The following is a 13,876-nucleotide window of genomic DNA, read 5'->3' as shown; positions in this document are numbered from 1 at the left end:
GAACTCAGAAGAACCCGGTGACCTTGCCGGGATTCAGGATGCCGAGCGGATCGAGCGCGGCGCGCAGCGCCTGCATGACGCGAAAGCCCCCGCCGGCCTCCTCGCGCAGGAACTCGACCTTGCCGTGGCCGATGCCGTGCTCGCCGGTGCAGGTGCCGCCGACCGCGAGCGCGCGCCGAATCATCCGCGCATAGGCGGCCTTCACGCGCGCGATCTCGGCGGCGTCCGACGGGTCTACCATGAAGCACAGGTGGAAGTTCCCATCGCCGACATGGCCGCAGATCGGCGCGATCAGTCCTTCGGCCCGCACGTCCTGCTGCGCGGCCTCGATCTGGTCGGCCAGCTCGGAGATCGGCACGCAGACGTCGGTGGGCAGGCCTTCGGCGCCCGGGCGCAGGCCCTTGTTGGCCCACCAGATGTCGTGCCGCGCCTGCCACAGCCGGCTGCGGTCCTCGGGCCGGTGCGCCCATGCGAAGTCCTGGCCGCCGTGCGAGGCCGCGATCTCGCGCACCACCTTCACCTGGTGCGCGACCTCGGGCTCGCTGCCGTGGAACTCGAAGAACAGCGTGGGCGCGACCGCCATGCCGAGCCGCGAATAGCGGTTCACGGCCTCCACCTGCAGCGCGTCGAGCAGTTCGACGCGGCCGAGCTGCACGCCGCCCTGCAGCGTCTCGATCACGGTGTCGACCGCGGCGCGCAAGGTGCCGAAGGCGCAGGTGGCGGCCGCCACGTGCTCGGGCAGCGCATGCAGGCGCACGGTCGCCGCCGTCACGATGCCGAGCGTGCCCTCGGCGCCGACGAACAGGCGCGTGAGGTCGTAGCCGGCCGCGGACTTGCGCGCGCGCGTGCCGGTGCGGATCAGTTCGCCGTCGGGCAGCACCACCTCGAGCGCCATCACGTTCTCGCGCATGGTGCCGTAGCGCATGGCGTTGGTGCCCGAGGCGCGCGTGGACACCATGCCGCCGATCGAGGCGTCCGCGCCCGGATCGACCGGGAACTGCAGGCCGGTGCCGTGCAGGTGCGCATTGAGGCTCTTGCGGGTCACGCCGGCTTCGACGGTCGCGTCCATGTCGGCCGCGCGAACGTCGCGGATGCGGTCGAGTCCGCGCGTGTCCAGGCTGATGCCGCCACGCAGCGCCGCGATGTGGCCCTCGCAGGAGGTGCCGGTGCCGAAGGCCACGAGCGGCACGCGCCGCGCGGCGCAGGTGGCGACGATGCGCTGCACCTCGGCCACGGTCTGCGGAAACGCGACCGCATCGGGCGGCATCACCGGATGGAAGGTGGTGTCGCGGCCATGCTGGTCGCGCACGGCCGGCGCCGTGGACAGCCGCTCGCCGAGCCAGCCGCGCAGGTCGTCGATGCAGGCCAGGGTCGCGTCGTTCATGCGGCCACCGCCTTCTGCTCGATGCGGCCGAACAGCTCGCGCCCGTCGTCGGTATGAAACGACAGGCCCACGGTGTCGCCCGGCACCAGGTACGGCGCCAGCGCATCGGGCCCCTGCCCCGCGAGCTGCTGCAGCGTGCGCTGCTCGACGATGCAGGCCACGCCGCGCGAAGCATCGCGGTTGGAGACCGTGCCGGCGCCGACGATGCTGCCCACGCCGAGTCCGCGCGTGCGGGTGGCATAGCGCAGGATGTCGACGAAGCTGAAGTCCTGGTCATCGCCGGTGCGCAGCTCGCCGCGCACCTGGCCGTTGACCTCGACGCGCAGGCGGCCGAAGGCGCGGCCCTCGCGCCAGTCGGCGCCCAGCTCGTCGGGCGTGACGGCGAAGGGGCCGAAGGCACTCGCGGGCTTGCCGTGGAAGAAGCCGAAACCCTTGGCCAGTTCGCCCGGGATCAGCGCGCGCAGCGAGACATCGTTGACCAGCACCAGCAGCCGCACCTGGGCCAGCGCCTGCTCGGGCGTGGGCGCGGGGCCCAGGTCGCCGACGATCACGGCGAGTTCGCCCTCGAGGTCGGCGCCCCAGGCCGGGTCGGCGGGAATGTCATCGCACCAGGCGAGGTTGCGGTCCGACAAGCCCTGGTAGATGACGGGCTCGGTGCGCGCCGACGGCGGCATCTCGGCGCCGCGCGCGCGGCGCACGCGCTCCATGTGCGACAGGTAGCCGCTGGCATCGACCCACTGGTAGGCGCGCGGCAGCGGCGCCAGCAGCGCCGCGAGTTCGAGCGGCTGGCCCGCGGCGGGCTCGGCGTCGAGCCGGGCCGCGGCCGCGCGCAGCAGCGGCGCCGCATGCTCCCAGTCGTCGAGCGCGGCCTGCAAGGTGGGCGCGGCCTCGGGCACGGCGAGGCAGCGCCGCGCATCGGCCGACACCACCACGAGCTGGCCGTCGCGCCGGCCGTTGTTCAGCGTCGCGAGCCTCATGCGGTCACCTGTTCGGTCTTGTCTTCGGGCGCATCGAGGTAGCCGCGCCAGGAATCGGCATGCTCCGCGCGCTCGAAGGCCGCCATGCCCGGGCCGATGTCGAGCGGATCGCGCGCGTCGATGTTGATGGCGACCTCGTGCAGCTCGGTGCGCGGTGCCGACAGGCTGTTGCGATAGGCCGCGGGATGCGGCCCGTGCGGGAAGCCGGCGGGATGGAAGGTCATCGCGCCCGGCCCCATGCCGTCGCGGCTGAAGAAGCGGCCCGCGTGCAGGAACAGCAGCTCGTCGTAGTCGTCGTTCGAATGGAAGAACGGCACCTTCAGCGCGCCCGGGTCGGTCTCGGCCGGCCGCGGGCAGAAGGTGCAGACCGCCACGCGCTGCGTGAGGAAGGTGGTGTGGGCCGAGGGCGGCAGGTGGTAGCGCGCGCTGAGCACGGGCCGGATGTCGCGCCAGTTGAGGCGCACCGGCGCGAGCGTGCCCTTCCAGCCCAGCGCGTCGAGCGGGTCGTGCGGATAGGTCAGCGTGGACACGCGGTGCCGCGCCTGGATGCGCACGGCCCACTCGCGCGGCGCGGCGTGCTGCTGCGCGACGAAGGCCTCGTCGAGCTGCGGCACGTCGAGCACGCCGGGGTCGAACAGCGCATGCTCGCCGAGCAGCCCGCGCTCGGGCAGGCGGAAGCTGTCGCCCGTGGCTTCGAGCAGCAGCAGGAAGGACGGTGCCGCGGGCTCGTAGCGCCAGGCGGTGCCGCGCGGCAGCAGCAGGTAGTCGCCATCGCGCAGGCGCAGGTGGCCGTAGTCGCAGTAGAGATCGCCGCCGCCCTCGTGGACGAACAGCAGCTCGTCGCCGTCGGCGTTGCGCGCCAGGTGGCGCATGGGCGCGGAGGGCTTCCAGCAGCGCAGCCGCATGTGGGCATTGCCCGCGACCAGCGGCGCGTCGAGCGGGCAGTCGAGGCCTTGCGCGGCGGCGGGCAGCTGGTTGAGGTCGTAGGCGCGCGGGCGGTGCGGGCCGTCCCAGCGCAGCCAGGCCGTGGGCGCATGGCGGTGGTACATGTGCGTGGCCTGGCCGCCGAAGCCCTCGCGGCCGATCTCGCGCTCGTAGGTGCCGGGCGGGATGTCCGCGTGGGCCTGGCGCGAGGCGATGCCGGCGCGCATGGGAAGGACGATGGGTTTGTTCATGGACGGTTCACTGGCACTTGCGCAGTTCGGCCTGCAGGAATTCGGGCGTGTGGGGCGGGGTCATCTGGACCAGCGGCGTGAGCTCGACGCTGGCGAACAGGCCCGCGCGGCTGTAGGGCTCGGTGTCGATGAAGCGCCGCGCCTCGGCGCGCGAGGCGACCGACAGCGCGACCACCATGCCGATCGGCTCGCGCGCATCGGCGTCGAGCAGCGCCGCGCCGAACACGGTGCGGGGCAGCCAGGCCAGCATGTGGCGGATGTGGTCGGCGCGCACCGGCAAGCGGTCCTGCGCGCCGCCGGGGCGATAGAGGCAGCGGATGAGCCAGGCCATGGTCTCAGTGCGCGTCCGCGCCGGCCTGCTCGCGCTTGATGGCCTCGAACAGCGCCTTGGCGTTGCCCTCGCCGAACGAGGTGTCGCCCTTGCGCTGGATGGCCTCGAAGAAGATCGGCCCGATCATCTTGCGCGTGAAGATCTGCAGCAGGAAGCGCGCACGCGCGTCGGGGTTCTCGCCGGTGGCGGCGCCGTCGAGCAGCATGCCCAGCGACTTCATGCGCGCCACGTCCTCGCCATGGCCCGGCAGCCGGGTGTCGAGCGCGTCGTAGTAGGCCGAGGGCGTGGGCAGGAACTCCACGCCGGCACCGCGCAGCCGCTCCACGCTGGTGTAGAGGTCGTCGCTGAACAGCGCGATGTGCTGGATGCCCTCGCCGTTGTACTCGTCGATGAACTCCTGGATCTGCGAGCAGCGGCCCATGGGCGACACCACGGTCACGCAGGCGGTGCTCGCGGGGTCGCGCACCGCGATCGTGTCGAAGCCGTTGCTGGCGTCGCCGGCGACGAACTTGAACACTTCCTCGAAGCCGAAGATGTTCTTGTAGAAGTCCACCCACTGGGGCATGTTGCCCGGGTGCACGCAGTGCGTGACGTGGTCGACGCGCACGAAGGGAGCGAAGTCCGCGCCGGTGTCGGGCACGGCGGCCGGATCGAAGTCGAACTGCGCGTGCAGCGCCGCGAGCGCCGCGTCGTCGACCAGGTAGAGCGCGCTGCCGCCGATGCCCTGCAGCGCGCAGTCCGGCAGCAGCGACGTCGCCGCCGCGTCGAGCGGCTGCGCGCCGCGCTCGCGGGCCAGCGCCATCGCACGCGCGCTGTCGGCCACGCGAAAGGCCATGCCTGCGCACGACGGTCCGTGGTGGGCGGCGAATCGCATCGCATGCCCATCCTGGCGCGTGCCGACGATGAACTCGACACCGGCCTGCCGCATCAGCAGCGCATGCCCCGCGCGATGCCGCGCGACGGTGCGAAAGCCCATGCGCTCGAGCACGGCGGCCAGCGCCTGCGGGTCGGGACTTGCGAACTCCATGAACGCGGTGCCGAGCACCTCTGCACGTTCCTTCTGGGTCATTGAATTCTCCTGGCTTCAGCTGTCGATGGAAAAACCGGTGGACCGCACGATCGGCGCCCATTTGGCGAGGTCGGCGCGCACCATGGCGTCGAGTTCGCGCGGCGTGACCGCGCTCGGCAGGAAGGCGCGCGCGGCATAGGCCTCCTGCAGTTCCTTCGTGGCCACGGCGTCGCGGATCTGCGCGGCCAGTGCGTTCACGACGGCGGGCGGCGTCCTGGCGGGCGCCCAGACGGCGAAGTACTCCTGGATGTCGAAGTCGCGAAAGCCGGCCTCGCGCATGGTGGGCGCCTCGGGCAGATCGGGCGAGCGCGCGGAGCCGGTGGTGGCCAGTACGCGGATGCGCCCTTCCTTCGCGAACGGCAACGGCTCGCTCAGCACGTTGACCGAGGCCGCGATCTGGCCGCCCACCACGTCCTGGATGGCGGGCGCGCCGCCCTTGTAGGGCACGTGCGTGAGGTTCATGCCCGCGGCCTTGCCGATCACCACGCCCGCGAAGTGGGCCATCGTGCCCTCGCCCGGCGAGCCGAAGCTGGCCTTCGAGGGATTGGCGTTGCACCACTGCGCGAACTGCTGCACGGTGCGTACCTCGGGCGGCACCGCCGGCCCCACGCTGAGGCCGAACTGGAAGGTGCACACGGTCGACACCGGCGCGAAGTCCTTGAGCGGGTCGTACGACAGCCGCTTGTAGACGTGCGGATAGATCACCATCACCGAGGCGGGCGCCAGCACCAGCGCGCTGCCGTCGGCCTCCGCCGCCTTCACGTGGTCCATCGCGAGGCGTCCGCCCGCGCCCACGCGGTTCTCGACCAGCACCACCGGCGCGTAGCTGCCCTTGATGCGTTCGGCCAGCAGCCGCGCGATGGAATCGCCCGAGCCGCCCGCGGGAAAGCCCATCACGATGCGCGCCGTCTTCGACAGCGTGGGCGGGGTTTCGGCGGCGGCCGCCAGGGGGAAGACCGGGATCAGCGCACCCGCTGCGGCGCAGGCCGAACCGGCAAGGATGTCGCGGCGTCGAATCATGGCTTGTCTCCTTTTTTATGGGGTGCGCCGGATTCTAGGCCTATTCATTTCATTGTGAAACTGTTTCCTTTGGAAATTGATTTCTTGCTTCTGCCCGTGGGCTCGCTAGCAAGCGGGCGTGCGCGTGCCTCCGCGACGCGCGGATCGATCGCAACGGGGGGAAAGGCGTGGCGCCGGCCGCGCGGGGATTCAGACTGCCGCGGCCGCCGGTAGTGCGTCGGCCGGCGCGAGCTCGCGCCAGTCGCGCGTGTCGTCCAGCGTGGCATTGGCGCGCGCCACCAGCACCTGCATCGCCGCCTGCACGGTCTTGAGCTCCTGCGGCGTGAGCGCGCTGGTCAGCTCCTGCTCGATGGCGCGCGCCAGCGGCATCACGCGCTCGTAGGCGTCGGCGCCGGTCTTGGTGAGGCGCAGCACGACCTTGCGGCGGTCCTTGGCATCGACGCGGCGCGAGACCAGCTTCTTGGTCACGAGCAGGTTCAGCGCGCGCGTGATGCTGACCTTGTCCATGGCCGTGCTCTCCGACAGCTCGGTCGCCGACATCGGCGAGAACGCGACCAGGTTGGCGAGCACGCGCCACTCGACCACGCCGATGCCGAGTTCCTCCGAGTACATGCGCGCCAGCATGCCGCTCACGCGGTTCGTGATGACCGAGCACTGGTAGGGCAGCCAGTCGTTCAGGCGCAGGATGCCGTCGGGTTGAACGCTGGCGGCATCGCGGGGCATGGGGGAGGCACTCTCTTTGGACGGCATGGCCGGGGACTTTAGCGCAGGCACGCCGCGCGGCCTCAGTCCAATGCCGAGACCCCGCGCGCCGCCTCGCGCCGCAGTTCGTGCAGGAAGCCTTCGCGCGGCTCTGGCAGGTAGCCCGTGAAGAGCGTGCGCCGCACCTCGGCGAAGAGCCCGGCGCGCGCATAGGGCTCGCCGGCCAGGAAGTCGTCGGCCTGCGCGGGGTCGTCGGTGGCCAGCAGCAGGTACATGCCGACCAGCTCGCCGTCGGCCAGCGACGGGCCGCCGTGCAGCACGCGCGCCTGGTTCGCGATCATGTAGTCGAGGTGGACCGCGCGGATCGGCAGGCGGTCCTGCGCGCCGCCGGGGCGATAGCGGCAATCGAGAGCGATGGGCATGGCGGGCGCTCCTGGCTCAGGCGGTCTTCAGCGCGGGCGGCTGCATCGCGGGCGGCGGTGCATCGTGCGCCGCCAGCAGCACCGGCAGATTGCGGCGGTACTCGGCGATGCCGCATGCCTTCACGTGCCCGTAGCCGCGGATCTTCTCGGGCAGCGCCGCGACCGCCACCGCGCTGCCGATGCGCTCGCTCGTCAGCCCGTCGAGCAGGCGCCCGACGAGCCCTTCGTACTCGACCACCAGCGCACGCTCCTCGCGTCGCTCGGCCAGCCAGCCGAAGGGATCGAGCGGCGTGCCGCGCAGGCCGCGCAGCGCCGCGAGCGTGCGGAACACCGGCAGCATCCAGGCGCCGAAGCTGCGCTTTAGCACCTTTCCATCCGCACCGCGCTTCTCGAAGATCGGCGGCGCCAGGTGGAATTGCAGCTTGAAGTCGCCCTCGAACTGGCTGCGCAGGTTCTGCAGGAACTCGGGCCGCGCATGCAGCCGCGCGACCTCGTACTCGTCCTTGTAGGCCATCAGCTTGAACAGCGAACGCGCCACCGCCTCCGCCAGCCGCGGCCGCCGCGCGCCGAGCGCGACGGCGCGCTCGGCGGCCTCCACGCGGCGCACGGTGTCGAGGTAGCGGCGCGCATAGCGCGCGTCCTGGTAGTCGGTGAGGAAGCGCACGCGCTCGTCGAGCAGCTTCTCGAAGGACTGCGGCAGGTTCAGCGTGACGACGCTGCCCCGGTCGCCCATCAGCGTCTGGCGCCATTGCGGATCGGCGGCCGTGAGCCGGCCGGCCGCGAAGGCGCGCTTGTTGGCGGCCACGGCCACGCCGTTGAGCTCGATCGCGCGCATCAGCGCTGCCAGGCTCACCGGCACGCCGCCCTGCTGCCAGGCATGGCCGAGCATCAGCATGTTGGCGCCGATGGCGTCGCCCAGCAGCGCCTTGGCGGTGGCGTTCGCATCGATGCGCTCGACCTGCCCGGCACCCGCGGCGGCCTCGATCTTGGCGAGCAGCGCGTCCTCGCGGTAGGGCAGGTCGGGCTGGCGCGTGAACTCGGCCAGGGTCTGCAGGTGGGTGTTGACCACCACGCGCGTGCGGCCCTCGCCGATCACGCCCAGCACGTCGGGCAGCACGCCTACCACGAGGTCGGCGGCGATCAGGGTGCGCGCGGTGCCCGGCAGCAGACGCACCGCATGCAGGCGATCGGGCGTGTCGGCCAGGCGCACGTGGCTCACGACCGAGCCGCCCTTCTGCGCGAGCGCGGTGAAGTCGAGCACCGAGATGCCCTTGCCCTCGAGGTGCGCGGCCATCGCGATCAGCGCGCCGAGCGTGATCACGCCGGTGCCGCCGACGCCCGCGATCATCAGGTCGAAGGGCTGCGCGAGCGAAGGCAGCGCGGGCAGCGGCAGCGCGGCCGCGAGCGCCTCGGGGTCCTGCGCGGGCGCGGCCGCCGTGCCCTTGCGCAGGCTGCCGCCGAGCACGCTCACGAAGCTGGGGCAGAAGCCCTCGGCGCACGAGAAGTCCTTGTTGCAGCTCGACTGGTCGATCTGGCGCTTGCGGCCGAACGAGGTCTCGAGCGGCGCGACCGACAGGCAGTTCGACTGCGTGCCGCAGTCGCCACAGCCTTCGCAGACCTCGGGGTTGATGAGCACGCGCCGCGCCGGATCGGGATAGCTCTTGCGCTTGCGGCGGCGGCGCTTCTCGGCCGCGCAGGTCTGGTCGTAGACCAGCACCGTGACGCCCGCGATCTCGCGCAGCTCGCGCTGCACCATGTCGAGCTCGCGCCGGTGCCGCACCTGCACGCCCGCGGCCAGCGCCACGCCGTGGTAGCGCTGCGGTTCGTCGGTCACCACCACCACCTTGCGCGCGCCTTCGCTCGCGACCTGGGTGCAGATCTGCGGCACGCTGGTCTGGCCGTCGACGGGCTGGCCGCCGGTCATCGCCACCGCGTCGTTGAACAGGATCTTGTAGGTGATGTTGGCACCGCCCGCCACCGCCTGCCGGATCGCGAGGTAGCCCGAGTGGAAGTAGGTGCCCTCGCCCATGTTCTGGAACACGTGCGGCACGCGCGTGAAGGCGCCGCGCCCGAGCCAGTCGGTGCCCTCGCCGCCCATCTGCGTGAGGCCGCCCGTGCCGCGGTCCATCCAGCTCGCCATGTAGTGGCAGCCAACGCCGGCCTGCGCCTGGCTGCCCTCGGGCACCTTGGTCGAGCTGTTGTGCGGGCAACCCGAGCAGAAGTACGGCAGCCGCCGCATGCCGTCGGCCTCGTTCGACAGCGCCGCGCGCGCGGCGAAGCGCGCGCTGTCGATGCGCGCGGCCAATGGGTGGTCGACGGCGCGCAGCCACGTCCGCAGCGCAGCGGCGATGCTCGCGGGCGAGAGCTGGCCGGTCCAGGCCAGCAGCGGATGGCCCTCGAGGTCCTGCTTGCCGCAGACCGTGGGCCGGCGCGCGCGGTTGAACACCCGGTCCTTGAGCTGCTGCTCGACCACCGAGGCCTTCTCCTCGATCACCAGCACATGCGACAGCCCTTCGCAGAAGCGGTCGGCGCCCTCGGCATCGAGCGGGAACACCAGGCCCGGCTTGTAGAGCCGCAGGCCGAGCGCCGGCAGGTCGTCGGCGCCGAGGCCGCAGCGCTGCAGCACCTCCATCAGGTCATGGAAGGATTTGCCGACCGCCACGATGCCGGCCGTGGCGCCGGGCGCCGGCACCACCAGGCGATCGAGCGGATTGCCGCGCGCGAAGGCGCTGAAGGCCTCGAGCTTGGCGGCCAGTCGCAGCTCGACGGCCGGCGTGAGGAAGTCGCTGGTGCGGTATTCGAGCGCGGAGGTGTCGGGCAACTCGGACGCTTCGGGCAATGCGAGTGCCGCGCCCGAGGAGGCCTCGACCGAACGCGCGCTCTCGACCGTCTCCGAGATCGCCTTGAACGCGACCCAGGTGCTGGCATGGCGCGAGGCGGCCCAGCCCCAGAGGCCGAAGGCCTCGTACTCGTCGACCGAGGCCGGATGCACGATCGGGATGCCCCAGCCCATCAGCGACAGGTCGCTGGCATTGGGAATCGACGAGGACGTGGCCGCATGGTCGTCGCCCACCACCATCAGCACGCCGCCGCGGCGCGAGGTGCCGGCCGCGTTGCCGTGGCGGATCGCGTCGCCCGCGCGGTCCACGCCCGGCCCCTTGCCGTACCACATGGCGAACACGCCATCGACCTCGCGCTCGGGGTCCAGGCCGACCTGCTGCGTGCCCATCACCGCGGTGGCCGCGAGGTCCTCGTTGATCGCCGGCAGGAAGCGGATGCCGTGCTCGGCCAGGTCCGACTTGGCGCGCCACAGCTCGGTGTCGACGCCCGCGAGCGGCGAACCGCGGTAGCCGCTCACATAGCCGGCGGTGTTCCAGCCGCGGGCCTTGTCCTCCTGCTGCTGACGGAACAGCAGGCGCACCAGCGCCTGCGTGCCGGTGAGGAACACGCGGCCTGCGCGCGCGGTGCGGTTGTCTTCGAGCCGGTAGCCTGTCTCCAGCGCGGGCGCTGCTTCTTCTGTCTGCATGGTGTGGATCCGTCCATCGGGGGAAGATCAAATATTAATCCGTCTGGACAGCATATATAATTGCGATCCATGCGGCGTTGGTGACAACCCGGCATGTTTCATTCCGGAGAACGCCGCTATGGGAAAGACCGATTCGACGCCGCTGTCCGACGCGCCCACGCGCCGCATCCTCGACCTGCTGCAGGCCGACGGCCGCATGACGGTGCAGGCGCTGGCCGACGAGGTGGGCCTGTCCTCGGCGCCCTGCTGGCGCCGGCTGCGCGAACTCGAGGACAGCGGCATCATCCGCCGCTTCGTCGCGCTGGTCGACCGCAACAAGGTCGGGCTGCACGGCTGCATGTTCACGCAGATCAGCCTGGAGCGGCATTCGGAAACGGTGGTGGCGGCCTTCGAGCGCGCGGTGCAGGCCACGCCCGAGATCCTCGAGTGCTGGGTCACCACCGGCGACGGCGACTACATCCTCAAGATCGTGGTGCCCGACGCGCTGGCCTTCGACCGCTTCCTGCACCGCTTCATGCTGAAGCTCGAGGGCATCCGGCAGATCAAGACCTCGGTCGCGCTGCGCGAGGTGAAGAACGACACCCGGCTCGATCTGACGCGGGTGCCGCTCTAGCAAGGAGCGGGACGAGCGCTACGCGACGGGTTGCGGGCTCACGACGTTGAGCCACTCGCCGATTTCGCCAGGCATCCGACGACGTGTGTTGCGTCGCAGGTCAAAAGCTTCACGCTCGCCAATCTGGATGCGGCACACGGTAAACGCCTGCCGGGCAGTACGGCTGTTGTCGGCGAAGATCGTGGCGTCGGCCACCATCGACGCGGTAGCGATCGCCTTCTGGGTGCGCGGGAACCGATCGATGAGCTTGTCGACGCCTACCGCGTGGCCGCCCTCGGCGATGCGTGTGACCACGCGTCCGATCGACAACTGCACGTTCGACAGACCGACGAAGAACAGCATGACGAAGTAGCCGGCTTGCTGCATCTCGCGGATGAGATGGATCTTGGACTTGACCGACCCATCCGGCAGCTCTTCCCAGTAAGAGAAAACGGTCTCCATGGCAAACGGCACGCCACGTGCCATGGCTTGGCCCACGAAGGCCTCGACACCTTTCTGAGCGACCTTCATCCAGCTCTCGTCCGTATCCCGCAATTCCTGCGCCCACTTGATCAACTTGCCGTGGCCATCCGGCTCCGGAAGGATGGACAGCATCATCCGGTCGGCATTCACCAAGGGAATCTGGAAACTTGACGACAGGTAGCGACGCCACATCGTCGACTTGCCCGAACCATTGTGGCCAGCAAGGATCACCGCAAGCGGCTTCTTCGAGCGACGCTGGGTACGCTGAACCTTTGCAACCGCCTGGGCGAGCGTCGTCATCGCTTGGCGCTCAGCACCTTGAACTTGCCATTGACGAATCTGCCCGTCGCCATCTTGCCGTTGACTTCACGGATGAGCCGACTTGGATCTTGCGGATCCGCCCGAAAAAGAGGCACGCCGGCAAGGCTTTTGACCGTCACGCCCGGCCTGACGAGCTTGGGCAGAGCTCTAGCGAGCGCGGCCTGCCCGCTGCTGACGTTGCGACGCAACTCGTCGTCCCCGGGGGACACTGCGTTCACGCTCACCGCGCCGAATCTCACCGTGGAAAAGGCCGAACCGCCGTTGACGGTGTTCACGACGATCCTGCCGGCGTTGGCGTCCCGGGTAGGTCTGGCAGGAACGGAAGGCTTCTTGGCAAGCATCGGGGCGTCTCGGTTGTGGCGCAGATGGAGGGGTCGCGACTATTTTGCTCAAAAAGGCCGTCGATGGTTTCAAAACATGGTTACCTCTCCATGAGTGCGATGGCGGTTGCCGCCGCTCCGTCAGCCGACGCCGCGTCGCAGCACCTTCCCCGGATTCATGACCCCGCGCGGATCGAGCGCCTGCTTGATCGCCGCCATCACGCGCATCGAGGCACCGCGCTCGAGTTCGAGGAAGTCGAGCTTGCCGTAGCCGATGCCGTGCTCGCCGGTGCAGGTGCCGCCCATCGCGATGGCGCGGCGCATCAGCCGCGCGTTGAGCGTCTCGGCGCGCGCCATCTCGTCGGCATCGGCGGGATCGACCACCACGCACAGGTGGAAGTTGCCGTCGCCCACGTGGCCGCACATGGGCGCGGTGAGCCCGAGTTCCTCGACGTCGGCGCGCGCCGCCAGCACCGCCTCGCTCAGGCGCGAGATCGGCACGCAGGCATCGGTGGGCATGCCCTGGCAGCCGGGGCGCAGCGCGAGCGCGGCCCACCACACGTCGTGGCGCGCCTGCCAGAGCCGGCTGCGCTGCTCGGGCGTGTCGGCCCAGGCGAAGCCCACGCCGCCGTGCTCGGCCGCGAGCTCCTCGGCCACGCGCACCTGCTGCGCCACGCTCTCGGGCGCGCCGTGGAACTCGAGGAACAAGGTGGGCATGACCGGCAGCCCGAGCTTCGCGTAGCGGTTGCAGGCCTCGACCTGCTGCGCATCGAGGAACTCGATGCGGCCCACCGGCACGCCGGTCTGCATGATCGCGGTGACCGCCTCGATGGCCGCGCGCAGGTCGGGAAAGCCGCAGCGCGCGGCCGCGATCCGTTCGGGCAGCGGATGCAGCCTGAGGCCCACCTCGGTGACGATGCCCAGCGTGCCCTCGGCGCCGGTGAACAGGTGCGTGAGGTCGTAGCCCGCGGCCGACTTGCGCGCGCGCCCGCCGGTGCGCACCACCTCGCCGTCGGGCAGCACCACCTCGAGCGACATCACGCTCTCGCGCATGGTGCCGTAGCGCACGGCGTTGGTGCCCGAGGCGCGCGTCGACACCATGCCGCCGATCGAGGCATCGGCACCGGGATCGATCGGGAAATGCAGGCCGCTGCCGTGCAGCGCCGCGTTGAGCTGCTTGCGCGTCACGCCGGCCTGCACGCGGCAATCGAAGTCGGCCTCGTGGATCTCGAGCACGGCGTTCATGCGCGAGAGGTCGATGCAGATGCCGCCATGCAGCGCCGCGACGCCGCCTTCGCACGAGGTGCCGGTGCCGAACGGGATCATCGGCACCGAGGCCGCGTGGCACAGCCGCGCGACCGCGGCCACCTCCTCTGTCGACTCCGCGAACACCACCGCGTCGGGCGCATGCAGCGGATGGAAGGACACGTCCTTGCCGTGCTGGTCGCGCACCGCCTGGCCGGTCGCGCAGCGCTCGCCGAAGCGTTCGCGCAACTGGTGGATCACGGCGGCGACGGGGCGCTCGCGCGGCGCGAGGGATTCTTCGTTCATCGG

General features: G+C 70.8%; 13 protein-coding genes. 1 reads left to right on the top strand and 12 read right to left on the bottom strand.

Annotated features, from left to right (window positions below):
* Nucleotides 1-4: 4 nt before the first annotated feature.
* The 9 genes from AC07PU_RS21890 to AC07PU_RS21850 all read right to left on the bottom strand — a co-directional run bounded on the left by AC07PU_RS21890 (nt 5) and on the right by AC07PU_RS21850 (nt 10,606).
* Entirely contained in the window at nt 5-1,384 is a 1,380-nt protein-coding gene (locus AC07PU_RS21890; protein WP_495320463.1) for an FAD-binding oxidoreductase, read from the bottom strand.
* Entirely contained in the window at nt 1,381-2,361 is a 981-nt protein-coding gene (locus AC07PU_RS21885; RefSeq protein ID WP_495320461.1) for a fumarylacetoacetate hydrolase family protein, read from the bottom strand. The genes AC07PU_RS21890 and AC07PU_RS21885 overlap by 4 nt, the downstream gene beginning before the upstream one ends.
* Entirely contained in the window at nt 2,358-3,536 is a 1,179-nt protein-coding gene (locus AC07PU_RS21880) for a homogentisate 1,2-dioxygenase (protein WP_495320459.1), read from the bottom strand. The genes AC07PU_RS21885 and AC07PU_RS21880 overlap by 4 nt, the downstream gene beginning before the upstream one ends.
* A 7-nt stretch (nt 3,537-3,543) precedes the next feature.
* A complete protein-coding gene (locus AC07PU_RS21875) occupies nt 3,544-3,867 on the bottom strand; it encodes a YciI family protein (RefSeq protein WP_495320457.1) in 324 nt (107 codons plus the stop codon).
* A 4-nt stretch (nt 3,868-3,871) separates the two neighbouring features.
* Nucleotides 3,872-4,936, bottom strand: a complete 1,065-nt coding sequence (gene hppD / locus AC07PU_RS21870; RefSeq protein WP_495320455.1) for a 4-hydroxyphenylpyruvate dioxygenase — start codon at nt 4,934-4,936, stop codon at nt 3,872-3,874.
* A 15-nt stretch (nt 4,937-4,951) separates the two neighbouring features.
* Nucleotides 4,952-5,956: a Bug family tripartite tricarboxylate transporter substrate binding protein gene (locus AC07PU_RS21865; RefSeq protein WP_495320453.1), complete on the bottom strand. Its 1,005-nt coding sequence runs from the start codon at nt 5,954-5,956 to the stop codon at nt 4,952-4,954.
* A 189-nt stretch (nt 5,957-6,145) separates the two neighbouring features.
* On the bottom strand, nt 6,146-6,679 hold the full coding sequence (locus AC07PU_RS21860; protein ID WP_057589773.1) for a MarR family winged helix-turn-helix transcriptional regulator: 534 nt from the start codon (nt 6,677-6,679) through the stop codon (nt 6,146-6,148).
* Between the two features lie 62 nt (nt 6,680-6,741).
* Nucleotides 6,742-7,080 (bottom strand): YciI family protein, encoded by a 339-nt coding sequence (locus AC07PU_RS21855; RefSeq protein WP_495320450.1) that lies wholly within the window; start codon nt 7,078-7,080, stop codon nt 6,742-6,744.
* A gap of 16 nt (nt 7,081-7,096) precedes the next feature.
* Nucleotides 7,097-10,606: an indolepyruvate ferredoxin oxidoreductase family protein gene (locus AC07PU_RS21850; RefSeq protein WP_495320448.1), complete on the bottom strand. Its 3,510-nt coding sequence runs from the start codon at nt 10,604-10,606 to the stop codon at nt 7,097-7,099.
* Between the two features lie 118 nt (nt 10,607-10,724).
* Between AC07PU_RS21850 and AC07PU_RS21845 the strand changes: the two genes are divergently transcribed.
* The gene (locus tag AC07PU_RS21845; protein WP_057589770.1) at nt 10,725-11,219 is read left to right on the top strand and encodes an Lrp/AsnC family transcriptional regulator; all 495 of its coding nucleotides are present in this window, start codon (nt 10,725-10,727) and stop codon (nt 11,217-11,219) included.
* A gap of 18 nt (nt 11,220-11,237) precedes the next feature.
* On the opposite strand, the gene AC07PU_RS21840 is transcribed toward AC07PU_RS21845, so the two are convergent.
* From AC07PU_RS21840 to AC07PU_RS21830, 3 genes are all read right to left on the bottom strand, one after another.
* A complete protein-coding gene (locus tag AC07PU_RS21840) occupies nt 11,238-11,981 on the bottom strand; it encodes a zeta toxin family protein (protein ID WP_495320445.1) in 744 nt (247 codons plus the stop codon).
* Nucleotides 11,978-12,343: a hypothetical protein gene (locus AC07PU_RS21835; protein ID WP_495320443.1), complete on the bottom strand. Its 366-nt coding sequence runs from the start codon at nt 12,341-12,343 to the stop codon at nt 11,978-11,980. Before AC07PU_RS21835 ends, AC07PU_RS21840 begins: the two co-directional genes overlap by 4 nt.
* A gap of 120 nt (nt 12,344-12,463) precedes the next feature.
* The gene (locus AC07PU_RS21830) at nt 12,464-13,873 is read right to left on the bottom strand and encodes an FAD-binding oxidoreductase (protein WP_495320441.1); all 1,410 of its coding nucleotides are present in this window, start codon (nt 13,871-13,873) and stop codon (nt 12,464-12,466) included.
* Between the last annotated feature and the right edge of the window lie 3 nt (nt 13,874-13,876).

The sequence above is a fragment of the Variovorax sp. GW821-FHT10D07 genome (genome assembly GCF_059415325.1).
This window is presented reverse-complemented; position numbering and strand designations above follow the sequence as displayed.

Excerpts from the sequence above, each read along its gene's own strand:
- AC07PU_RS21890 (WP_495320463.1), bottom strand. The coding sequence starts at position 1,384 with ATGAACGACGCGACCCTGGCCTGCATCGACGACCTGCGCGGCTGGCTC.
- AC07PU_RS21885 (WP_495320461.1), bottom strand. The coding sequence starts at position 2,361 with ATGAGGCTCGCGACGCTGAACAACGGCCGGCGCGACGGCCAGCTCGTG.
- AC07PU_RS21880 (WP_495320459.1), bottom strand. The coding sequence starts at position 3,536 with ATGAACAAACCCATCGTCCTTCCCATGCGCGCCGGCATCGCCTCGCGC.
- AC07PU_RS21875 (WP_495320457.1), bottom strand. The coding sequence starts at position 3,867 with ATGGCCTGGCTCATCCGCTGCCTCTATCGCCCCGGCGGCGCGCAGGAC.
- hppD (WP_495320455.1), bottom strand. The coding sequence starts at position 4,936 with ATGACCCAGAAGGAACGTGCAGAGGTGCTCGGCACCGCGTTCATGGAG.
- AC07PU_RS21865 (WP_495320453.1), bottom strand. The coding sequence starts at position 5,956 with ATGATTCGACGCCGCGACATCCTTGCCGGTTCGGCCTGCGCCGCAGCG.
- AC07PU_RS21860 (WP_057589773.1), bottom strand. The coding sequence starts at position 6,679 with ATGCCCCGCGATGCCGCCAGCGTTCAACCCGACGGCATCCTGCGCCTG.
- AC07PU_RS21855 (WP_495320450.1), bottom strand. The coding sequence starts at position 7,080 with ATGCCCATCGCTCTCGATTGCCGCTATCGCCCCGGCGGCGCGCAGGAC.
- AC07PU_RS21850 (WP_495320448.1), bottom strand. The coding sequence starts at position 10,606 with ATGCAGACAGAAGAAGCAGCGCCCGCGCTGGAGACAGGCTACCGGCTC.
- AC07PU_RS21845 (WP_057589770.1), top strand. The coding sequence starts at position 10,725 with ATGGGAAAGACCGATTCGACGCCGCTGTCCGACGCGCCCACGCGCCGC.
- AC07PU_RS21840 (WP_495320445.1), bottom strand. The coding sequence starts at position 11,981 with ATGACGACGCTCGCCCAGGCGGTTGCAAAGGTTCAGCGTACCCAGCGT.
- AC07PU_RS21835 (WP_495320443.1), bottom strand. The coding sequence starts at position 12,343 with ATGCTTGCCAAGAAGCCTTCCGTTCCTGCCAGACCTACCCGGGACGCC.
- AC07PU_RS21830 (WP_495320441.1), bottom strand. The coding sequence starts at position 13,873 with ATGAACGAAGAATCCCTCGCGCCGCGCGAGCGCCCCGTCGCCGCCGTG.